At 70.0% G+C, this 21792-nt stretch carries 15 protein-coding genes; 6 read left to right on the forward strand and 9 right to left on the reverse strand.

Annotation, left to right across the window (positions count from 1 at the left end):
• Positions 1 to 35 precede the first annotated feature (35 nt).
• Positions 36 to 1640, forward strand: a complete 1605-nt coding sequence (locus OH768_RS04260) for an alpha/beta hydrolase (RefSeq protein WP_406450152.1) — start codon at positions 36 to 38, stop codon at positions 1638 to 1640.
• Here OH768_RS04260 and asnB read toward each other — a convergent pair.
• From asnB to OH768_RS04275, 3 genes are all read right to left on the reverse strand, one after another.
• Positions 1629 to 3470 carry an asparagine synthase (glutamine-hydrolyzing) gene (gene asnB / locus OH768_RS04265; protein ID WP_406450154.1) on the reverse strand — a complete coding sequence of 614 codons (1842 nt, stop codon included), beginning with the start codon at positions 3468 to 3470 and terminating at the stop codon, positions 1629 to 1631. The genes OH768_RS04260 and asnB overlap by 12 nt on opposite strands.
• Positions 3471 to 3757: 287 nt before the next feature.
• Entirely contained in the window at positions 3758 to 5020 is a 1263-nt protein-coding gene (locus tag OH768_RS04270) for an arginine deiminase (protein WP_406450156.1), read from the reverse strand.
• A 33-nt stretch (positions 5021 to 5053) separates the two neighbouring features.
• Positions 5054 to 6481, reverse strand: coding sequence for a basic amino acid/polyamine antiporter (locus OH768_RS04275; RefSeq protein WP_406450158.1), 1428 nt, complete (start codon positions 6479 to 6481; stop codon positions 5054 to 5056).
• An 87-nt stretch (positions 6482 to 6568) separates the two neighbouring features.
• On the opposite strand from OH768_RS04275, the gene OH768_RS04280 reads away from it, so the two are divergent.
• Positions 6569 to 7669 (forward strand): chemotaxis protein, encoded by a 1101-nt coding sequence (locus tag OH768_RS04280; protein WP_406450160.1) that lies wholly within the window; start codon positions 6569 to 6571, stop codon positions 7667 to 7669.
• 81 nt (positions 7670 to 7750) lie between these two features.
• Complete coding sequence (locus OH768_RS04285) at positions 7751 to 8776, forward strand: Gfo/Idh/MocA family protein (protein WP_406450162.1); 1026 nt, start codon at positions 7751 to 7753, stop codon at positions 8774 to 8776.
• On the opposite strand, the gene OH768_RS04290 is transcribed toward OH768_RS04285, so the two are convergent.
• The 3 genes from OH768_RS04290 to OH768_RS04300 all read right to left on the reverse strand — a co-directional run bounded on the left by OH768_RS04290 (position 8766) and on the right by OH768_RS04300 (position 12403).
• Positions 8766 to 10790 carry a phosphocholine-specific phospholipase C gene (locus OH768_RS04290; protein ID WP_406450164.1) on the reverse strand — a complete coding sequence of 675 codons (2025 nt, stop codon included), beginning with the start codon at positions 10788 to 10790 and terminating at the stop codon, positions 8766 to 8768. The two genes, OH768_RS04285 and OH768_RS04290, sit on opposite strands and share 11 nt — an antisense overlap.
• Positions 10791 to 10928: 138 nt before the next feature.
• Positions 10929 to 11342: an SsgA family sporulation/cell division regulator gene (locus tag OH768_RS04295; protein ID WP_406450166.1), complete on the reverse strand. Its 414-nt coding sequence runs from the start codon at positions 11340 to 11342 to the stop codon at positions 10929 to 10931.
• Positions 11343 to 11452: 110 nt separating this feature from the next.
• Positions 11453 to 12403, reverse strand: coding sequence for a LysR family transcriptional regulator (locus OH768_RS04300; protein WP_406450168.1), 951 nt, complete (start codon positions 12401 to 12403; stop codon positions 11453 to 11455).
• 72 nt (positions 12404 to 12475) lie between these two features.
• Here OH768_RS04300 and OH768_RS04305 point away from each other — a divergent pair, with 72 nt between their 5' ends.
• Together OH768_RS04305 and OH768_RS04310 are read left to right on the forward strand one after the other, a co-directional pair.
• The gene (locus OH768_RS04305; RefSeq protein ID WP_406450170.1) at positions 12476 to 13363 is read left to right on the forward strand and encodes an SDR family NAD(P)-dependent oxidoreductase; all 888 of its coding nucleotides are present in this window, start codon (positions 12476 to 12478) and stop codon (positions 13361 to 13363) included.
• Positions 13364 to 13474: 111 nt separating this feature from the next.
• Positions 13475 to 13621: a hypothetical protein gene (locus OH768_RS04310; RefSeq protein ID WP_406450172.1), complete on the forward strand. Its 147-nt coding sequence runs from the start codon at positions 13475 to 13477 to the stop codon at positions 13619 to 13621.
• Between the two features lie 418 nt (positions 13622 to 14039).
• Here the strand turns inward: OH768_RS04310 and murJ are convergent, their stop codons facing one another.
• Both murJ and OH768_RS04320 read right to left on the reverse strand, forming a co-directional pair.
• Entirely contained in the window at positions 14040 to 15719 is a 1680-nt protein-coding gene (gene murJ, locus OH768_RS04315; RefSeq protein ID WP_406450174.1) for a murein biosynthesis integral membrane protein MurJ, read from the reverse strand.
• 99 nt (positions 15720 to 15818) lie between these two features.
• Positions 15819 to 18098 (reverse strand): M4 family metallopeptidase, encoded by a 2280-nt coding sequence (locus OH768_RS04320; protein ID WP_406450176.1) that lies wholly within the window; start codon positions 18096 to 18098, stop codon positions 15819 to 15821.
• A 538-nt stretch (positions 18099 to 18636) separates the two neighbouring features.
• Here OH768_RS04320 and OH768_RS04325 point away from each other — a divergent pair.
• A complete protein-coding gene (locus OH768_RS04325; protein ID WP_406450178.1) occupies positions 18637 to 20064 on the forward strand; it encodes a PP2C family protein-serine/threonine phosphatase in 1428 nt (475 codons plus the stop codon).
• A gap of 51 nt (positions 20065 to 20115) precedes the next feature.
• Here the strand turns inward: OH768_RS04325 and OH768_RS04330 are convergent, their stop codons facing one another.
• Positions 20116 to 21624 (reverse strand): hypothetical protein, encoded by a 1509-nt coding sequence (locus OH768_RS04330; protein ID WP_406450180.1) that lies wholly within the window; start codon positions 21622 to 21624, stop codon positions 20116 to 20118.
• Between the last annotated feature and the right edge of the window lie 168 nt (positions 21625 to 21792).

The raw sequence follows: 21792 nt of genomic DNA on the forward strand, positions 1-21792 counted from the left end.
AGGGCGCTGGTCACAGCGCGTCCTTGGAGGCATTGATGCTGGCCAAGCTGTCATCGCGGCCCGCGTTCCGGCGCTGCGCGTTCACCGGGGTCCTCACGCTGGCACTGCTCGGCGCGGGGCTGCCCACGCTCACCGCCGCCGACGACGGGCCGCGTCCCGACCTGTCCCGGTTCTACCGGCAGAAGGTCAAGTGGGCCGCGTGCAAGGACCCGGACGCGCCCAAGGATCTGCAGTGCGGGAAGGTCACCGTTCCGCTCGACTACGCGAAGCCCGGCGCGGCGACGCTCGATCTCGCGCTGGCCCGTTACCGGGCGACCGGGAAGTCCAGGGGTTCGGTGCTGCTGAACTTCGGTGGGCCAGGCGGTGCGGGCGTCAGTGAACTCGCCTCGGACGGCAAGGAGTTCATGGATCTGACGAACGGCTACGACGTCGTCACCTTCGATCCGCGCGGTGTCGGCCAGTCCTCGCCCGTGAGTTGTGGCGCGGGCGTCGACCAGGGCTCGGCCGCGACGGACGAGGAACCGGCCGACATCGACAGCAGCGATCCGAAGGTCGTCCTCAAGCAACTGCGGAAGGCGGCGGCCGTCTGTGCCAAGTACTCCGGCCCCGTCCTGCCCCACATAGGCACGGTCAACGCCTCCCGGGACCTGGACGTGATGCGCCAGGCCCTCGGCGACAAGAAGCTCAACTACCTGGGCTTCTCCTACGGAACGCGGCTCGGCGCGGTGTACGCGGACCAATTCCCCAAGAAGGTGGGCCGGTTGGTGCTCGACGGCGTCGACACACTCACCGAGCCGCTGTCCGAGCAGGGCATGGCGGGCGCCGAGGGGCAGCAGACCGCGCTGGAGGACTTCCTCAACTGGTGTGTGCAGGACATCGCCTGTCCGTTCGGCACGGACGCGCGGTCGGCGCCGGACCGGGTCGTAGGACTCGTCGACTCGCTCGACCGGGATCCGGTGCAGACGGACTTCGGCGACACTTTCTCCGGCCAGGATCTGGTGGGCGCCATCGGTCAGGCTCTGTACAGCAAGCAGTTGTGGCCGACGCTGGAGCGCGCCATCGCCTCACTGGTGGAGGACGGTGACACGCGCGCCGTCATGGCGTTCTCGTCCGGCGGGTCCGGGCTGCCCGGCCTGCGGAGCGGCGGCGAGGAGGCGGGCGGCGGACTCGTCGACGCGCAGGACGTCCCGCTCGACAACCTTCCGGCCGCGCTGATGGCCATCAACTGCGCCGACGACCCCGACCGCCCCACCGCCGAGCGGATCACCAAGGACCTGGCCGGACTGCGCGCCGAGTACCGGGCCGCGTCACCGGTCTTCGGCCGCTACCGGCTCAACGAGGTGCTGATGTGCTACGGCCGCCCCAAGGGCACCGACTACATCCGCGACGACGTCAAGGACGTGGACACGTCGAAGATGCTGCTCGTCGGCACCCGGGGCGACCCGGCGACGCCGTACCGCTGGACCGTGGAGACGGCACACAGGCTCGGCTCTTCGGCTGTGGTGCTCGACAACAAGGGTGAGGGCCACACCGGTTACGCGTCTTCCAAGTGTGTGCACACCAAGGTCAACGACTTCCTGCTGTACGGCTCGCTGCCGCCCAGCGGGAGCTCCTGCCCGCCGGACACCTCAGGCGAGTGAGATCTCGGGCGTGTAGAGGTCCAGCCAGAGCGCCAGGTCGAGGGCGCGTTCCAGTCCACGCCGGCCCGCCTGGGTGCTGATGGGCGCGTCTCGGTGGGCGACCTGGCGGAGCCTGTCGCGGTCCACGAGGTCGAAGACCGGGTGGGAGGGGCGGGCGAGCAGGTCCTTGGCGTGGTCCTGGAGGGCGACCGCGTACTTGGGGTCCTGCGTGGACGGGTACGGGCTCTTGACCCGGTCGTACACGGACTTCGGGAGGACGTCCGCGGTGGCCTCCCTGAGCAGGGTCTTCTCCCGGCCGTCGTAGGACTTGAGGGACCAGGGCGTGTTGTATACGTACTCGACGAGCCGGTGGTCGCAGAACGGCACACGGACCTCCAGGCCGACGGCCATGCTCGCGCGGTCCTTGCGGTCGAGCAGGATACGGACGAAGCGGGTGAGGTGGAGGTGGCAGATGCGTCGCATGCCGTACTCGAAGTCGCTTTCGCCGTCGAGGCGTTGGATGCCGGAGACAGCGGTGCGGTAGCCGTCGGCGATGTACGACTCCGTGTCGAGTGCCTCGGCCAGGTCGGTGCGCAGGACGTCGGAGTCGTCCCCGAAGTCCCGGCCGAAGCGCACCAGCCAGGGGAAGGTGGCTGCGCGCCGGGCCTCCTCGTCGAAGAACTGCTGGTAGCCGCCGAAGACCTCGTCGGCGGACTCGCCGGACAGGGCGACGGTGGACTGGTCGCGGATGGCGCGGAACAACAGGTACAGCGAGGAGTCCATGTCGCCGAAGCCCATGGGGAGATCGCGGGCCCGGATCATCTTCGCCCGGACGTCGAGATCGGCGAGGGCCTGTGCGTCGAGCACGATGTCCTGGTGGTCGGTGCCCGAGGCGCGGGCCACGTCGTGGACGTACGGCGTGTCGGGGGTGCCGCGGAGCTGGTCGGCGACGAAGTTCTCGCTCTGGCCGACGAAGTCGACGGCGAAACTGCGCACCTTCTCGCCGTGCTCGCCGAGTTGGCGGGCGGCGATGGCGGTCATGGCGGAGGAGTCGAGGCCGCCGGAGAGCAGGGTGCAGCGGGGCACGTCGGCGACGAGCTGGCGGCGCACGATGTCGTCGAGGAGCGTGCGGACGGTGGCGACGGTGGTGTCGCGGTCGTCGGTGTGCGGGCGGGTCTCCAACTGCCAGTAGGCGCGGCGGCGCAGGCCCGCGCGGTCGACGGTGACGACGGTGCCGGGCTCGACCTCGAACATGCCGTCCCAGATGGCGTGTCGGGGTGTCTTGATCATGGTGAAGAGTTCCCGCAGGCCGTCCAGTGTGACCCTGGCACGGGCGAGCGGGTTGGTGAGGATCGCCTTGGGTTCGGAGCCGAAGAGGACGCCGTCGGGGGTCGGGTGGTAGTAGAAGGGCTTGATGCCCATGCGGTCCCGGATCATGACGAGCCGGTCGCGGCGGCCGTCCCAGATCGCGAAGGCGTACATGCCGTTGAGGCGTTCTGCGACGGCGTCGCCCCATTCGAGATAGCCGTGCAGGACGACCTCGGTGTCGGAGTCGGTGGTGAACCGGTGGCCCCGGTCGGCGAGTTGACGGCGCAGTTCGGTGAAGTTGTAGGTCTCCCCCGAGTAGACGAGGGCGACCGTGCCGTCCGCCGTGTCGGCGGTCATCGGCTGGCGCCCGCCGGGCAGGTCGATGATCGCGAGCCGGCGGTGTCCGAGGGCGGCGGGACCCTGCGCCCAGACGCCGCGGTCGTCCGGGCCGCGGCAGGCCATCGTCTCGGTCATTGCATCCAATGTCGCGGCCTCGGTGCGCAGTTCACGGTCGAAGGAGACCCAGCCGGTGATGCCGCACATGCGTTACCTCCTGCGTCCGGCCGACCGGAGAAGTCCGTATCACCTGGGCTTTTCCAGGTACTGAGCTCCGCCGGCCGAACCAGTTGTATCTAGCATCTACATGTAGAGCGTGGGCCACGCCCATGAGGCCGGTCAACATGTCCGTAACCTGAACGGCCGTGCCACCCACCGCTTTCGGCCGTGCTTTGCGTCCGCGAGATCCGCCGACCGCGGTCCCACCGGGCGGATCTCGTCAGGAACCGGCCAACGGCAAAGAGTTCACCAACATCCCTGCCGCACCGGGTACTTCAGAACTCCACCGGGTCCCGCACGATCGGGCAGGTCATGCAGTGGCCGCCGCCCCGGCCGCGCCCCAGCTCGGCGCCGACGATCGTGATGACCTCGACGCCCGCCTTGCGCAGCAGGGTGTTGGTCTGGGTGTTGCGGTCGTAGGTGAAGACCACGCCCGGTTCCAGCGCGACCGCGTTGTTGCCGCTGTCCCACTGCTGGCGTTCGGAGGCGTAGACGTCACCGCCCGTCTCGACGACCCGCAGTTCGGGCAGGCCGAGCGCCTTGGCGACGACGTCGGTGAACGGTGTCGAGCCCTCGTCGACGATGTCGATGCCGGGCCCCTTGTCGCCGGGGCGCAGGGAGAAGGTGTGGACGGCGTCCATGATGGCCGGGTACAGGGTCACGAGGTCGCGGTCGGCGAAGGTGAAGACGGTGTCGAGGTGCATCGCGGAACGCAGCTTCGGCATGCCGGCGACGACGACGTGCTCGGCGGCGCCCAGGTCGAAGAGGGCCTTGGCGACCTGGGTGATGGCCTGGCGCGAGGTGCGCTCGCTCATGCCCATGAGGACCACGCCGTTGCCGACGGGCATGATGTCGCCGCCCTCGAACGTGGCCTGCCCCCAGTCGAGTTCGGGATCGCCCCACCAGACGAGGGAGCCCGCGAAGTCCGGGTGGAAGGTGTAGATCGCCTTCATCAGCAGGGTCTCGTCGTGCCGGGCGGGCCAGTAGAGCGGGTTGAGGGTGAGGCCGCCGTAGAGCCAGCAGGTCGTGTCGCGGGTGTAGAGGGTGTTGGGCAGCGGTGGCATCAGGTATTCGCGGACGCCGGAGGACTCGCGGGCGAGGGCTACGTAGTCGGTGCGATAGTCGTCCGGGAGGTCGGTGGTGGCGAGGCCGCCGATCAAGTACTTGGCGAGTTCCGCAGGTTCGAGGCTCTCCAGGTAGGCGCGGGTCGTGTCGATGAGGCCGAGACCGACCTCGTTGGCGACGATCTTCCGGTCCAGGAGCCAGTCCTTGGCGGCGGGGATCGTCATGGTCTGGGCGAGCAGTTCGTGCAACTCGACTACGTCGACGCCGCGTTCGCGGAGCTTGTTGACGAAGTCGGCGTGGTCGCGCTGGGCGTTCTCGACCCACATCACATCGTCGAAGAGCAGGTCGTCGGAGTTGGTCGGGGTGAGCCTGCGATGGGCCAGACCCGGTGCGCAGACCAGCACCTTGCGCAGTCGGCCGACCTCGGAGTGGGCGCCGTACTCATGTCGGTCCACGGTGTCTGGGTTGGTCACGGTGCACACACCTTTCCGGAGGTCACAGGCGGGTCAGAGGCCGATCCAGCCCGCTGCCAGGGCGACGATCCCGACGACGGCACCCGCGACCGAGACGGCGAGGATCACCAGTTCGCGGGCCGAGAAGGGCGAACGCCCCTGTTCCCTACGGGCCTTGACGAACAGGAAGGTGGCGGGCGCGTAGATGATGAACGAGACGAGGAGGTACTTGAAGCCGGCCGCGTAGATGAGGAACGCGGTGTAGACGGTGGCGAGCACCCCGACCACCAACTCGCCTCGCCCTGAGGAAGTTCGCGTGAGGGCGATCCGTACGGCGAAGCCGGCCGCGAGCAGGAACGGGATCAGCGTGAGTGAACTGGTCAGGTCCAGCGCGAAGTTGAAGGCGTCGTCGGAGAAGTAGGTGACGACCAGGACGACTTGGCTCAGCAGCGTGGTCATCACCAGGGCGGGCACGGGCACGTCGGCCGCCGTGGACTTCTTCAGGAAGCGGGGCATGTCGTCGTCCTTGGCGGCGACGAACAGCACCTCGGCGGCCATCAACGTCCAGGCCAGATAGGCGCCCAGCACGGAGACGATCAGTCCGACGCTGACGAAGACCTTCCCCCAGGTGCCCACCGCGTGTTCCAGCACGCCCGCCATGGAGGGCTGCCGCAGTTCGGCGATCTCGCCCATCGGCATCAGGCCGTACGACACGATCGTGACCGACGCGAAGACGGCGAAGACGCTGAGGAAGCCGAGGACGGTGGCGCGGCCGACGTCCTCGCGGCGCCTGGCGTGCCGGGAGTAGACGCTCGCGCCCTCGACGCCCAGGAACACGAAGACGGTGGCCAGCATGGTGCCCTTGACCTGCTGGAACAGGGAGCCCGCGTAGTCGGCGCCGCCGAAGTTCTCGGCGAAGACATGGGGCTTGAGGTAGAAGAGCGCGAGGACGACGAAGACGAGGATCGGCACGACCTTGGCGACGGTGACGATCCGGTTGATCGCCGCCGCCTCCTTCACCCCGCGGCTGATCAGCAGGAAGAAGAGCCACAGTCCGGCCGAGGAGAGGACCACCGCGAGGACGGTGTCGCCCTCGCCGAGTAAGGGCGCGATCGCGCCGATCGTCGACATGATCAGCACCCAGTACGTCACGTTGCCGACACAGGCGCTGGCCCAGTAGCCGAACGCGGCGAAGAAGCCGAGGTATTCGCCGAACCCTGCCTTGGCGTAGGCGTAGACACCGGCGTCGAGGCCGGGTCTGCGGACGGCGAGGGTCTGGAAGACGAAGGCCAGCATCAGCATCCCGGTACCGGCGACGGCCCAGGCGATCAGGGCGCCGGCCACGCCTGTCTCCTGCGCGAATCTGCTCGGGAGGGAGAACACCCCGGCCCCGACCATGGAGCCGACCACCATGGTGGTCAGCGTCGGCAGGCTCAGCTTGGCGGCCGTGGTCCGGGTGTCGGCAGTGGCGGCTTGCGTCACCCGAGGGACGTTAGCAACCAATTGCCCCAATTGCCTGGCGGGCTTCCCCCATATGCCCCGTCCGCCAATCGGCCCTATCGTGCTGTTATGGAGTACGCACTGAGTCCCGCCACTCTCACCGAACTGCGGCGCCCGCGCCCCTACCCCGCGGTCTCCGTGCTCACGCCGACACATCGTCGCGAGCCCGACAACGCCCAGGATCCGGTCCGGCTGCGCAATGTGCTGGCCGAGGCCAAGAAGCAGCTGGAGGCCGATCCCGCGGTCCCCCGGGACCGGCGCATCGACGTCGTCCGGCAGCTCGACCAGGCCCTCGCCGAGATCGATCTCGCGCACGCCGAGGACGGTCTGGTGATCTTCGCCGCGCCGGGCGAGCACCAGGTGTGGTCCCTCGCCAGGTCCGTGCCCGAACGTGTGGTGCTCTCCGACACGTTCCTCACCCGCAATCTGGTCTCCGCGCAGGCCTCCGAGCGACCGTTCTGGGTGCTGTCCCTCGCCGCGGACCGCGTCACGCTGTGGAACGGCGGTGACGACCGGGTCGCCGAGGACCACACCGACAGCTTCCCCCTGACCCGCGACCACCGGGACAACTTCGACGCCGAGCGCCAGGAGCGCATCGGCGACATCCCGAGCACCTTCCGCGACGAGGACACCCGGCACTTCCTGCGCGAGGCCGACACCGCGATGGGCCGCATCCTGCGCGAGCACCGGCGCCCGCTCTACATCACCGGAGAGCAGGCGGCCCTGTCCGCATTCGACGAGGTCGGCAGCGCCACCAACGGGGCGGTCCACATCCCACATGGCGGTCTCGCACATGGCACACCCGACGCGGTGTGGCAGGCCGTACGGCCACTGGTCGACGCGGAGGCGCGCAAGAACACCGTCACCGTGAACCGGGAGCTCGAATCGGCGCGCGGGCGCAAGGAGTTCGCGGCCGGCGTGGACGAGGTCTGGCAGAACGCCCGCGAGGGCCGGGTCCGGCTGCTGGCCGTCGAGGAGAACTACCGCGTCACGGTCCGCGACGACCACGGCGACCACCTGGTCCCGGCCGACAGCGGCGACCTCGACGCCCGCGAGGACATCGTGGACGAGATCGTCGAGCAGTGCCTGGAGACCGGCGCCGACGTCCGCTTCGTCCCCGACGGCGCCCTCACCGACGCGGACGGCATCGCGGGTGTGCTGCGCTACTGAGGCCGCCCCTTTGTCCCTGAGGCTGCCTCTCCCCTGCGGCGTACGCTACGGCGTGATCGTCGACGTAGAGGGAGAGTACACGTGGGTGACCTGCTGGGCGTGGCCGTGCTGGGTGCGGGACACATGGGAGCCGACCACATACGACGCCTCGACCAGGTGGTGAGCGGCGCCAGGGTGGCCGCGGTGGCCGACCCGGACACCGAGCGCGCCAAGGAGGCGGCGGCCGGTCTGGACGCGGTCGCGGTGCACGAGGACGCCGTGGCCGCGCTGGATGCCTCCGGGGTCGAGGCGGTGCTCATCGCCTCGCCGGGTCCCGCGCACGAGGAGGCGCTGCTCGCGGCTTTCGCACGCGGGCTGCCGGTGCTGTGCGAGAAGCCCATGGTGCCCGACTCCACAGGGGCACTCCGGGTGGTGGAGGCGGAGGCACGACTCGGGCGGCGACTGGCGCAGATCGGGTTCATGCGGCGCTACGACGCCGAGTACCAGGGTCTCAAGTCCCTGCTGGACAGCGGCCGGTTGGGGCGCCCGCTGATGCTGCACTGCACGCACCGCAATGTGTCTTCGCCGCCCTGCTTCACCTCGGCGATGCTCATCGACAGCTCGGTCTCGCACGAGATCGACGCGGCCCGCTGGCTGCTGGGCCAGGAACTGACCGCGGTGACCGTGCTCAGCCCGCGCTCGTCGGCGAACGCCCCGGAGGGGCTGGTCGACCCGCAGCTCGTGCTCTTCGAGACCGATGGCGGCGCCCTGATCGACGTCGAGGTCTTCGTCAACTCCGGCTTCGGCTACCAGGTGCGCTGCGAGGCCGTGTGCGAGGCGGGCAGTGCCCGGATCGGCGAGGACCACACGATGGTCGTCACCACGCACGGCAGCGCGCACGAGGACGTGCCGCTGGACTATCTCGTGCGGTTCGCGGACGCCTACGACCGCGAGGTGCAGTCCTGGGTGGACGCCACCCGGCAGGGCCGGGTCACCGGCCCGAGCGTCTGGGACGGCTACGCGTCCTCCGTGGTCGCCGAGGCCGGGGTCCGGGCGCTGGAGAGCGGCGGCCGGGTGACCGTCGAACTCGCCCCGCGCCCGGACCTGTACGCCGACGTCAGCCGCTGACGCTCGCCGCGCCCGACTCCAGGTGACCGGTGAACCGGCGCGACCAGGTCGCGTCGGAGTCGACGGTGACCGTGAAGTCGTACCAACCGCCTTGGTACGCCACGGCGTTGAAGAAGTCCTCCGTCGACGCGCCCGCGGCGACCGTGTACGTCCACGGTCCGTCGCCGCGGTAGTGGTTGGAGGTGATGGTGAACTTCACCGATGCGGAGCCCGAGTTGGCCATCTTGAAGTAGATCGCGAGCTTGCCGGTGCCCGACTCGACGGCGTAACGGGTGCTCACCTCGACGGACTTGCCCGCCTTCGTGGCGTCGCCCTGGAAGCGGCGCAGGAAGCGGTTGGGGCCGACCATGGACAGGTCGTACTTGCCGCTGCCGTAGCCCGTACCGATGTTGAAGAAGTCGGAGGCGGTGCCACCCGGGTCGATCGTGTACTGCCAGGGCGTGGTGTCGCGGTAGGCGTTGGGGTGGATGGAGAGATGGGCGGCGCTCTTGGCAACGCCGCCCTGGTTGGCCATGGCGAACCAGGCCAGGATCTTGCCGCTCGACCCGAACTCCAGATGATCCAGGTACCCGTTGGGCTGGTACGGCAGCGCGCGGGCGGGCCGGGTGCCGGTCTCCTGCGTCGGGAGGGCGTTGTCCGTCGGCACCGGGTTGGGCAGCGGGCCGCAGGTGGAGAGGCCGATGACGCTGGTCGCGGGGAGCGCGACGGAGCCGTAGACCGGGTTGGTGAAGTCGAAGACGCCGGTCAGGTCGCCGCTCACCCTGCGGCGCCAGGTGCTGATGTTGGGGCAGGCGGCCGGCTTGCCGAGGGACGTGGTCCAGGTCTCCAGGAAGCGCAGGACCGAGGTGTGCTCGAAGACCTCGGAGGAGACCCAACCGCCGCGTGTCCAGGGCGAGATGACGATCATCGGGACGCGGAAGCCGAAGCCGTAGGGGACGCCGTTGAGGAACTCGCCGTCGGTGCCGGCGGGCGGGGCGGGTGGCGGGACGTGGTCGAAGTAGCCGTCGTTCTCGTCGTAGTTGAGGAACAGGACGGTCGAGTCGAAGACGTCCGGGTGGGCGGCGAGGGCCTGGTAGACGAGGCCGATGAAGTGGGCGCCGTCGCCGGGCGGGGCGTAGGGGTGCTCGGAGAAGGCCTGGTTGGGGACGACCCAGGAGACCTGCGGGAGGGTGCCCGCGAGGACGTCGGCCTTGATGGCGGCGGCGATGTCGTCGGGGGTCGAGCCGGTGGTGGCCGGGACGGAGGACATGCCGCGGTCGTAAAGGGCGCTGCCCGCCTTGGAGTTGGTGAAGTTCTTGAAGTAGGCGCAGGCGTTGTCGCCGTAGTTGTCCGCCGCGTTCTGGTAGACCTTCCAGGTCACTCCGGCGTTCTGCAGCGCCTCGGCGTAGGTCTGCCAGGTCAGGCCGGACTCGTCACCGCCGTCGTAGCTGGAGGAGTCGACCTTGCCGCTCCACAGGTAGGTGCGGTTGGGGCCGGTCGCGCTGAGGGTGGAGCAGAAGTAGGCGTCGCAGACGGTGTAGTTGTCGGCGAGCGCGTAGTGGAAGGGGATGTCGGCGCGGTCGAGGTAGCCGAGCGAGCGGACGTTGCCCACGCCCGAGACCCAGTTGTCGAGGCGGCCCTTGTTCCACGCGGAGTGCTGCGAGGACCAGGAGTGCGGCAGGTCTCCGTTGCACTGGGCGAGGGTCTCGCCGTCCTGGCCGCCCGCGGCCGGAGTGGCGCTCAGTTTCCACGGGTACTGACGGCCGCCGCCGCTCGGCTGGTTGAAGACCGGGGAGCCGCCGCTCAGGGTGATGCCGCTGCGGTCGTCGAAGCCGCGGACGCCCTTGAGGCGCCCGAAGTAGTGGTCGAAGCTGCGGTTCTCCTGCATGAGGATCACCACGTGCTTCACGTCCGAGATCGTGCCGGTCGCCGCCTGCTGGGCGGCGATCGCGGGCCGTGCGCCTGCGCCCGTCGCCATGCCCGCCGCAACGGTCGCACCGAGCCCCACGAAACTTCTTCGGCTGATCGGTGTCATTAGCCCCGTCCTCGTCCCAGGGGTGCCCGAGCGGCACACCGCGCGCAAGGGTGCACGGGGTGATCGCCAAGGTCCATACCCGGGTGGTTAGGCGGAGGTGAACAAAAGTCAAAGCCGCTGTCCTGACGCCGAATTCCCTCAGACGCTCCCGAACAGGGCGCTCAACCCCCGGTCGACGACCGCGTCCATGTCCTCCTGTCCGGTGGCCACCACGTCGTACGTCCGCAGCAGGAAGCGGCGCAGCGCCGGGGTGTGGAAGTGGAGCAGGGCGAGCCCGAACGGCGAGTGGAACTCCAGCACCGTACGGGCCAGACCGCACGGCCACAGATGCACGTCCCCGCTCCCGGCCGGCCGCCGCAGCCCCTCCTCCAGCAGCGCCCGAGCGAAGGTCCACGTGACCCCGCCACCGTCGAGGGACACCTCGGGCGGGAAGTCGAGGTGCACGGCCAGCGGGTCCGAGGCGAGGTAGCGAAGCGTGGCCGACACGGGAATCTCGGTGTCGTCCGCCGTGATCAGCCGGGCTCGGGTGGGCTGTTCGAGGGTGATGTCCATGGTCGGTCTCCGCTACGGGTGAGAGGTCGGCCGGATTGCCGTGTGCCTGTACGACCTCGTAGGTGCCGTTTGCATTACGCGGAACCTCGAATGAATTAGTGTGATGTGCATCACATCACCGGAATGCCAACCCCTCCGGCGCTCATGTCCCCGCCGTCGAGTGCGGCGGCACGCAGGGCAGCCGCCACCCGAGTGACCGCCTCGCCGGGCGCCCCCGGAAGCCGCGCCAGCAGTAGCCGCCGCTGCTCCTGGGGTCCGCCGCGCACCGGCAGGACCCGCACCCCCGCCGGGACGGCCGGAGCGAGGGAGGCGGATACGGTGGTCAAGCCGCAGCCCGCTGCGACGAGTTGGAGTTTGGCCAGCCAGTCTCGGGCGGTGTGGGCGATCTCGGGGCGTTCGTCGAGGCCGGGCCATACGCCCATGAGGCGGTCCTCGCCGGAGGAGGAACCGGCGATCCAGCGCTGGCCGCGCAGGTCGGCCACGTCGACGAACTCGGCGCGGGCCAGCGGATGGGTGGCGGGCACCGCGAGGTAGAGCGGGCGCTCGGCGAGGGTGCGCAGCACCAGCGGGGGCGATTCGGTGTCCGGCGGCCGGAAGGGGGGCGCGGACGCCAGCAGGGCCAGGTCGAGGCTGCCGGCCCGCAGGGCGCGTACCAGCGCCGGTGTGCCGCCCTCCCGGCTGACGACATTCAGGTCCGGGTCGCTGCGGCGCAGGGCGAGCAGGACCCGCGGCAGCAGGGCCGCTCCGGCGCTTGGCAGCCAGCCCAGGCGGACGGTCGCGGCCTCGGTGGGCAGCCCGGAGAGTTCGCGGGCGGTGGTGTCGATCTCGTCGAGTACGACCGTCGCCCTGCGCATGACGATGCGGCCGGCCGGGGTCAGCCGTACGCCGTCGCGGCGCCGTTCCAGCAGTTCCGCGCCGGCGGCCCGTTCGATCGCGGCGATCTGCCGGGACACCGCCGACTGGGTGTAGCCCAGCGACGCGGCGGCGGCCGTGAAGGTCCCCTGTTCGGCGACCGCGCGGAAGACGCGCAGGGCGGTGAGTGACACATCCGTGAAGTCCATGATGATTACGCATATTAGCGGTGCGTAACTTTCGTTGGACGCATGGATGTGATCGTTCCTACTGTGGCAGACATGAACGCTCCACGCATCGCCCTCGTCACGGGCGCCAATCAGGGACTCGGCCGTGCCCTCGTCGAGGGACTGGCGGCACGTATGGGTCCCGACGACACGGTTCTGCTCACCGGCCGCGACGGGCGGCGGGTCACCGACGCGGCCCGCGAGGTGGCCGGCCTGCCCGGCACCCGCAGCCGGGTGGAGGGCCGGGTCCTCGACGTCACCGACACCGACGCCATCGCCCACCTCGCCGACGAGCTCCGGCAGCGCCACGGCGGGGTCGACATCGTGATCTCCAACGCCGTGACCCGCATGCTCCCCGGGGAGTCGCAGGCCGAGCGCGCCGACGAGTTCATCGACGTCTCCAACACCGCCACCCACGCGATGCTGCGCTCCTTCGGCCCGGTGCTGCGCCCGGGCGGCCGGTTCCTCGTCGTGGCCAGCAGCCTCGGCACCCTCGGCCATCTCGACCCCGCGCTGCACGACCTGTTCGACGGCGCGAGCCTGGACCAGGTCGAGTACGCAGTCGAGTCCTGGCGCAGCGCCGTCCACCACCGGACCACGGCCGAGGCGGGCTGGCCGCTCTGGCTGAACGTGCCCTCGAAGGTGGCCCAGGTCGCCGCCGTCCGCGCGGTCGCCGCGGAACGCCGTCAGGACGATCTGGCGAGCGACACCCTGATCGCGTCCGTGTGCCCCGGCATGGTCGACACAGCCACCTCCCGCCCCTGGTTCGACGACTACAGCCAGGCCAAGTCCCCGGCCGAGGCCGCCGCGGCCGTGCTCGACCTCGTCTTCGCCGAGCGGGTCGACCCCGCGCTCTACGGCGAGCTGGTGCGCTTCGGCGCGGCCCTGGACTGGCACTCCGGCAAACCGCTGGTCGAGCAGGACCTGAAGCTCACCCCCTGACCGCGGCGCGGCACAGCACCACGGCACAACCAGCTCCGCACGGCAACGCCGTCCTGGACGCGTTGGAGATCGAGTCCGGCCTGGGCCAACTGCCGCCCCCGGGAGCGGGAGGTGCTGATCCTGTTCCACCTGGAGGACCTGCCGCTCGACGCCTGCGCGGACGTACCCGACGTACCGGTCTGCACGGTCAAGAGCAGGCTGCACCGGGCCTGCCGTATGTTGCGGGCCGTCCTTGTGGAGAGGGGATACGAGGCATGAGCGGGCCACACCAGGAAGCGGGCGGGGACGTGCCCGAGGAACCGCGGCGGGCGTTGGCGGCGGAGGTCTCCCTCGGATCCCCCATGCGGTAGGTGGCCGTGGGCCTCGCGGGAGGCTGTGCGGCGGCACTGCTCGCGGTGCTGTGCGCGACCGAGCCGGCCCCGCTTCCGGCACGTACCGAGATCGCCTTCGCCAGGGCTGATCGCGGTCGGGCCGGCCTGGACCGGCTTCGCCGGACGGACCCTGAGCAGGCGCTGGCTCCTGTACGCCCAGGACCGGATGGTGGGCGCCCGGCTCGCGCTGGGCGTGACCTGCGTGACGGCCGGGGCACGGCAACCGGGGCACTGACTACGGCCACGACCGGCGCCGCCCTCGTGGCCGTAGCCGTACTCCTCCTGGCCGGGCCCGGACCCGCCGCTCACCCCAGCCCGGGCAGGCTCCGCAGCTCCCCTATCCGCAGCAGCCGCGCCAGAAGCAGGAACAGCACGGCCATTGCCGTACCGCCCGCCGCCAACGAGAGCGCCGGTGCCCAACTGCCTACCGCCAGGCCTTGGTTGCAGACACGGGCGAGGAGCCACCCGGCACCTCCGGCGGCGGTCGCGGCCACGGTCAGCTTCGCGTAGGTGCGGCAGATCCGCCGTCCGTCGAGCAGTTCCCCGGTACGGCGTCGCAGGCGCAGCGCGGTCCCCAGCAGACCGATCCCGTACGACAGGGCGTAGGCGCCGGCCATCCCGGTGACCGCCCAGCGCGCGGGCAGCAGGAGGTGACAGGCCACGGCCAGCGCGATGTTGACGCCCGAGATCAACACTGCCATCCGGAAGGGCGTGCGGGTGTCCTCGAAGGCGTAGAAGCCGCGCAGCAGGAGGTACTGGGCGGAGAAGGGGATCAGGCCGAGGCCGAAGGCCTGCAGCATGTGGCCCAGAGGGGCGGTGGTCGCGGCGTCGGCGGAGCCGTGGGCGAACAGGAGTTGAGCCGTCTGCGGGCCGAAGGCGAGGAAGAAGAAGGCGGCCGGAACGATGACGACACCGCTGACCCGCAGCGCGCGGGACAGATCGGCGCGCAGGTCGTCGAGGCGGTGCTCGGTCGCCGCCCGGCTCATGCGCGGGAGCAGCGCTGTCACCAGGGACACGGTGACGATCGACTGGGGCAGCATCCAGATCTGCTGGGCGTAGCTGTAGGCGGTGTAGCCGACGCCGTCGCGGGGCCGGGCCGCGTCGGCGGCGGAGGCCAGACGGGTCACCACCGTGCTCGCCGCCAGGTTGGTCAGCACGAACAGCAGTGTCCAGCGGGCCGCGTTGACGCTCTTACGAAGCCCGGTGCCGCGCCAGTCGAAGCGCGGCCGGAACCGGAATCCGGCCGCCAGCGCGTAGGGAATCAGGGCGAGTGCCTGGACGGAGAGGGCGAGCGTGGTCCCGATGCCGAGCAGCCGGACCTGGGTGCCCGTGATGTCCGACACCTGTTCCGGCGCGGTCAGCAGGCCGAGGTAGAGGCCGAACATGGCGATCAGGACGAGGTTGTTGAGGACCGGGGTCCACATCATCGCGCCGAACCGGTCCCGGGCGTTGAGGACTTGGCCGAAGATGCTGAAGACGCCGTAGAGGAAGATCTGCGGCAGCAGGAACCGGGCGAAGACGACGGTCAGTCGGAACGCGTCGTGGGTGGCGGGTGTGTCGTGCTGGTAGACGCTGATGATCTCGGGGGCGGCCCAGGTGGCCAGTGCGGTGCCCGCGCCGACGACGCACAGGACGAGCGTGACCAGTCGCTGCTCGAACGCCGTGCCGCCGTCGGGGTGTTCGGTCCTGGCCCGGACCAACTGCGGTACCAGGACGGAGTTCAGGGCGCCGCCGATCAACAGGAAGTACAGGCTCGTCGGCACGGTGTTGGCCTGGTTGTACGTGGTGGCCAGCAGTCCGGTGCCCAACGCGGCGGCCTGCAACACCTGGCGTATCAGGCCGGTGGCGCGCGAGACCAGGGTGCCTGCCGCCATCAGCGCGGACGAACGCAGCAGTCCGCCCCCGCCTTCGGTCTTCTTCGGCGCGGCATGCCTGCGTCGGATGCTCGACCGCTGTAACCGCTCGGGCGACGTCTCCTCGATCATGGTCACAATCTACGGTCCGCGGGTCATGGCTCCGGCCGCGCCCCACTGGTGCGGGCGCGGCCGGGACCGTCATCGACGCTCAGTCACGCGGACTGCGTGTCAGGGGGTCAGCTGCCACTGCTCGATGTAGCCGACGTCGATCGCCGCGTGGTCCTGCACCCGCAACTTCCAGGTGCCGTTGACCGGTTGGGCGGAGGCGTCGACGGTGAAGGTCTGGTCGACGTTGTCGGCGGAGCCGCCGGAGCGGTTCAGCAGGGAGTAGACGGTGCCGTTCGGGCCCACGAGGTCGACGGTCAGGTCGCCGCGGTAGGTGTGGACGATCTTGACGTAGACCTGGGTGGTGGCCGAGGCGTTGCCGTCGCGGCCGGTGACCGTGATCGGGGACTCCACGGCGGCGGCGTTGTCGGGGATGTCCACCCGGGTGCTGCTGGCGTAGATGTTCGCCACCCGCCAGGTGAAGGAGGTGGTGGCGGTCGCGCCCGTGTCGTCGGTGACGGTCACCGTGACGTCACTGCTCCCGAGGGTGGTCGGGACGCCGGAGATGAGGCCGGTGCTGCTGATGGAGAGCCCGTCGGGCAGTCCGGTGGCCGAATAGGTGAGGCCCGCACCGGAGTTGGTGGTGTACGCGTCCGTCTGCAGGGACACGGACTGTCCGACTCCGCTGATCTGGCCGGAGATCGGGGCCACGTTGACGCCGAGCGCGATGCGGCTGCCGACGTTGATCGCCGCCCACGCGTCGGCCACGGCGAGGTACGTCGGGCTGTACGCGCCGAAAAGGTCCGCCGCCGCCTGGAGCGTCGCGGTGCGCGCACCGGCGTAGTTGGTGGACGAGGTCATGTACGTGGTGAGCGCCCGATACCAGACCTTCTGGGCGTTGTCGATGCCGATGCCGGCGACGGGCACGCCGTCGTAGGTGGGGCTGTCGTAGGAGACGCCGTTGACGGTCTTCGCGCCGCTGCCCTCCGACAGGAGGTAGAAGAGGTGGTTCGCCGGGCCGGAGGAGTAGTGGACGTCGACGCTGCCGAGCGTGGAACTCCAGTAGTCGCGGGACGCGCCGTCCTTGGAGGGCTTGTCCATGTAACGCAGCGGTGTGCCGTTGCCGTTGATGTCGATCTTCTCGCCGACCAGGTAGTCGGGGACGTCGGCGGGCAGGTTCTCGTGGAACTCCACCGCGGCGGCGAAGATGTCGGAGGTGGCCTCGTTGAGGCCGCCCGACTCACCGGAGTAGGTGAGGCCGGCGGTCGCGGCGGTCACGCCGTGGCTCATCTCGTGCGCGGCCACGTCCAGCGCCGTCAGCGGGTGGGTGTTGCCCGAGCCGTCCCCGTAGGTCATGCAGAAGCAGGTGTCGGACCAGAAGGCGTTGACGTAGTTGTTGCCGTAGTGGGCCCGGCTGTAGGCGGCCACACCGTCGTTGCGTATGCCGCTGCGGCCGAAAACGTCCTTGTAGTAGTCCCAGGTGGCCGCGGCACCGAACGCGACGTCCACGCCGGCGGTCTGCCGGTTGCTCGCGGTGCCGTCACCCCAGACATCGTTGTCATCTGTAAACAAGGTGCCCGTGCCCGAGGTGCCCTGGTTCAGGTCGTAGGTCTTGTGTCCGGCGCGGTCGCCGTCGACGAGTTGGTACGTCGAGGTCGCCGCGTCGAGCGTGGTGCTGAGCGGGACCGTTCCGTTGAACTGGCCGGTGCCGGTGCCGGTTTCGATGCCCTGGTACCGGAAGACGGGCTTGCCCGAGTCGGCGTCGGTGATCACGTGGAGTTCGCTGGGGGTGCCGTCGTCCTGGAAGCCGCCGACCACCGCCTCCCAGGCGAGGACGGGCTTGGCCCCGGCGGCCCAGACGACGAGGCGCGGGGCGCCGTCGAGCTTGGCCTGTTCGCCGCCCGCCTTGGCCGCGGTCGCGAGCGCCTTGGTCTTCACCGTCGCCGACGACACGTTCGGGGTGATGTCCCCCAGGGTCAGGGCGGCCTTCGCGGCCTTCGTCACCGTGAGGCGGCCGCTCTTGGCGTGGACGACCAGGTCGCCGCCGAGGACGGGCAGTCCGGCGTACGTCCGCTCGTAGCGGGTGTGAGTGGTGCCGTCGGCGTCCTGCGTGACGTCCTTGACGACGAGCTTCTCCTTGGCCCCGAGGCCTAGGTTCTTCGCCGTGCTCCTGACGGCCGCGCCCGCGCTCTTGAGGAGGGCGGCGTGCTTCGCCGGCGTCAGCGTGGCCGGGGCGGCTCCGGCCCGGGGGGTGGCCAGGATCTTCGCCGGGGCGTGGCCGCCGCCGGGAACGGCGGAGGCGGCGCCGGTCTGCATACCGGCGGCCAGCAGGGTGCCGACTGCGGTGAGCACCAGAGCGGCGGTGTATCTGGGGTGGTGCGGATAACGGTCATGCCGGGTCAAGGCGTTCTCCTTATGTGGGGTGGTCGGACTCGGTGGAGTCCTGGAGAGCGGGTCGGGCCGGGGTACGGCCGTCCGGCGGCGCGCGGGTGCGAGGAGGAAGAGTGAGGAAGAAGTGAACGCTCGGTGAGCGTGGTGCACAGCAGCGTGGCATCACGCCCACAGAATTGTCATGGCTATAACAAAGCAACGGCTCAAAATGACTGTTGCGTACTGCGGATCACTCGCTTGAGCAACACTTTTCGGCCTCCCGCCGGACGACTGCGCCATGCGGGAACACAAGGACGTCGAACAGGTGGTTGAATGTCGACTCCAGCGGGTGACCCATCCCCCAACTCGCGTACGGCGTATACGACTTGCCCCACCGAGGCAGCTACGCCACCAACACGGCATCATCCGTCCGTGAAGACGCTGACATATGCCAGAAGCACCACCGGATCGGGTGTTGCCAAATCCCTTACAGGGCGTCGCGGGCTGTGCGACAGTCGTAACCGGTCCCTCCATCCGCCTTGGTCGAACCGTCCCCGCATCGGAGTGCGTCATGCCGTCCCATCTCTCTGCGGACCGCCCAGCCGCCCAGCCGCCCGCGCGCGGCTCGGTCGACGCGCTGATATCGCAGGCGCGGCGGCTCATGGGCGACGTGGACGCCGTACGGCGGGACGCGCAGCGGGACGGTTCGGATCCCCGGGAGCGGTGGCAGCGGGCGCTGTGCGATCTGGCGCTGCATCAACTCAACGACGTCGACGAGCACTTGTCCCAGCTGCGGGACGGCCCGCCGCCCGTGCCGACGGCCGCCGAGGCGCCACTCGCCCCAACTGCCGTACCGGAAGCGCCCCGAGACGACTCGCTGCTCAGCCGGGTCGGCAGTGCGGAGTGGAATCTGCTGACGGACGCGGTGAGTTGGTCCGGGGAGCTGTACCAGATCCTCGGCCGTGATCCGGCCGCTCCCCCGCTCACCCTGGACGAACTGCCGTCCCTGGTTCTCGACGAGGACCGGCCGGGTCTGACGGCGATGGTCACGGACTGCCTGGTCGACGCCAAGCCCATCGACGGCGAGTTCCGCGTCGTACGGCCCGACGGGGCCGTACGGACCGTGCACATGATGGGCGAGCCCGTGCTCGACGCCGACGGTGGCACCGCCTCGATGTGGGCCGTGCTGCGGGACGTCAGCGAACTGCGCCGCAGCCAGCGGACGGTGAGCGAGACCCGTGACTCGCTGCAGCGCCACCGGCACCACGCGCAGACCGAGCGCCGGCTCGCGGTCGAGCTGCAGGAGGCCGTGCTGCCGCCGTGGCGCGGCTCCCTGCGGCTCCCGCACCAGGGGCCGGAGACACTGGACCTGGCTGCCCGCTATCTGCCCTCCTCGACGAACGCGCTGATCGGCGGCGACTGGTACGACGCGCTCCAACTCTCCGACGGCGCCACCCTGTTGAGCGTCGGCGACCTCACCGGACACGGTGTCGCCGTCACCTCGGGCATGGCGATGCTGCTCGGCGCCCTGCGCGGCATGGCGATGGCGGGCACCGATCCCGGCCAACTGATGTCCTGGCTCAACCAGTTACTGGACGCCACCGTGCAACCGGCCCTGGGCAGCGCGGTGTGCTGCCGCTACCGGCCCGAGACCCGCACCCTGACCTGGGCGCAGGCAGGACACCCCGCCCCGCTGCTGTTCCGTGACGGGACGGGGCGCATGCTGAGCGCACCGGACGGCGTCCTGCTCGGCGCCACCTCGGGAGCTTCCTACGGACAGGCCGAGGAGACCCTCGAAGCGGGCGACGTACTCCTGCTGCACACGGACGGACTGGTGACCGGGCACGACAGGCCGGAAGCCGTGGAACGACTCCTCGACCTGGCCCCGCGGTTCGGCGAGGCGCGCACCGCACAGGACTGCGTACGCATGGTCGTCGAGGAGTTCGGCGACTCCGCGCGCGAGGACGACGCCTGCGTGCTGGTCGCCAGGACGACTTAGTCCACGTGGCCCACTCGGACCACGCAGGAAAGAAACGGCGGCACAACCTCCCTATGCCTGGGCGCTGTTGGCGTTCCTGGTCCGCGCGCTCCTGGACTGTGGCCTGGGCAGGGCGAGTTTGATCTCCTCCCGCAGCTCGTGGATCCTCGGGTAGTTGGAGTACTGGGCGGTGAGCCGGTACATCTCGCGCAGCCGGTCCCAGGTGCGGTGGGAGGAGTTCGATCCCATCGACGCCAGGGCCAACCGCGCGTACCTGTCGGCCTGTTCGGGATCGTCCGCGATGAAGCAGGCGGAGGCCATCGACAGGAAGTCGAAGATCTTCGACCGCTGCCGTCCGTCGACCCGCAGCGCCAGGGCCTTCTCCGCGAAGTACTGGGCGTGCACGGCCGCTCCCGGCTCGTGCTCGGCCAGGGTGCGGTAGGCCAGGGCCTGCATGCCGTAGAGGTCCTCCTCCTTGAACGTCTGCATCCAGCTCGGGGACGGTACGTCGCCGCGGTCGGAGACGAAGAGGTCCTCCGCCTGGCCGAGGGTGCGGCGCATGGCCTGGCCCTTGCCCATCGACGCCTGCGCCCAGGCCTCGACGGTGTAGAGCATCGCCCGGGTCCGCGGCAGCACCTCGTCGCCGGAACCGGTCTTGGCGAGTTTCATGAGATCGAGCGCGTCGTCGGGCCGGCCCAGGTGCACCATCTGGCGGGCCGCCCGGGAGAGCGCCTCCCCGGCGCGGGGCCGGTCGCCGCCCTCACGGGCCGCGTGGGCGGCGATGACGAAGTACTTCTGGGCCGTGGGCTCCAGGCCGACGTCGTGCGACATCCAGCCCGCGAGTACGGCGAGATTGGCGGCGACGCCCCACAGGCGCCGCTGCAGATCGGCGGGGTGCCGGTAGGCCAGCATGCCGCCCACCTCGTTGAGCTGTCCCACCACAGCCTTGCGCTGAAGCCCGCCGCCGCGGGCCGCGTCCCAGGCTCGGAACACCTGGACGGACTCCTCCAGTTCCTCGATCTCCTGCGACCCGATGGGGGCGGCCTCATAGCGGTCGAACCCAGCGGGGTCGGCGTGCAGGGGATCGTCGAACCGGGGAGCGTCGGCGGAGAGAGTCGGATCGGAGTGCAGCCATGCGTACATGGCGCTGCTGAGTGCGGAGCCTGCGGCGAGCGCGGCGCCCGCGCCCACCAAGCCGCGTCGGTTGAGCATGAGGTCCATTCCCGTGAATTCGGTGAGGACCGCAGCAGTCCGTTCGGGCGCCCACGGCACACCGTCGGGATGTTCCACACTCCCGTCGTCGGGCCGTTTCCCCGTACGCCCGTGCCGGACCAGACCGAGGTCCTCGATGGTCACGACACGGCCGAGACGCTCGGTGAACAGGGCCGCCAGCACCCGCGGCACCGGATCGCGCGGGATCTCTCCCGTGTCGATCCAACGCCGTACCCGCGAGGTGTCGGTCGAGAGCTGGGGGTGGCCCATGGCCGCCGCCTGCCGGTTGACCAGCCGCGCGAGTTCGCCCTTGGACCAGCCGGCCAGGCCGAACAGGTCCGAGAGACGGGAGTTGGGTTGTCCGTTCACGTCAAGCCCCCAGGTTCTCGGCTGACTTGAACATAGCCCGGTGCGCCTTGCCGGGCGACTATTCGCCATGGTTCGCCAGGGTGCGCCAGATGGTGTGCCACTGCGCATCTGGTGTCAGGTAGGAACGCGCCACCCCGACCCGGTCACCGAGGGGACACTCCCCAGGGT

The sequence above is a fragment of the Streptomyces sp. NBC_01622 genome, assembly GCF_045209635.1.
GTDB lineage: Bacteria > Actinomycetota > Actinomycetes > Streptomycetales > Streptomycetaceae > Streptomyces.

What these genes read in the sequence shown, in the direction of transcription:
- OH768_RS04260 (WP_406450152.1), top strand. Translation starts at nt 36, where the DNA reads ATGCTGGCCAAGCTGTCATCGCGGCCCGCGTTCCGGCGCTGCGCGTTC.
- OH768_RS04300 (WP_406450168.1), bottom strand. Translation starts at nt 12,403, where the DNA reads ATGGACTTCACGGATGTGTCACTCACCGCCCTGCGCGTCTTCCGCGCG.
- OH768_RS04295 (WP_406450166.1), bottom strand. Translation starts at nt 11,342, where the DNA reads ATGGACATCACCCTCGAACAGCCCACCCGAGCCCGGCTGATCACGGCG.
- OH768_RS04290 (WP_406450164.1), bottom strand. Translation starts at nt 10,790, where the DNA reads ATGACACCGATCAGCCGAAGAAGTTTCGTGGGGCTCGGTGCGACCGTT.
- murJ (WP_406450174.1), bottom strand. Translation starts at nt 15,719, where the DNA reads ATGATCGAGGAGACGTCGCCCGAGCGGTTACAGCGGTCGAGCATCCGA.
- OH768_RS04305 (WP_406450170.1), top strand. Translation starts at nt 12,476, where the DNA reads ATGAACGCTCCACGCATCGCCCTCGTCACGGGCGCCAATCAGGGACTC.
- asnB (WP_406450154.1), bottom strand. Translation starts at nt 3,470, where the DNA reads ATGTGCGGCATCACCGGCTGGGTCTCCTTCGACCGTGAACTGCGCACC.
- OH768_RS04325 (WP_406450178.1), top strand. Translation starts at nt 18,637, where the DNA reads ATGCCGTCCCATCTCTCTGCGGACCGCCCAGCCGCCCAGCCGCCCGCG.
- OH768_RS04280 (WP_406450160.1), top strand. Translation starts at nt 6,569, where the DNA reads ATGGAGTACGCACTGAGTCCCGCCACTCTCACCGAACTGCGGCGCCCG.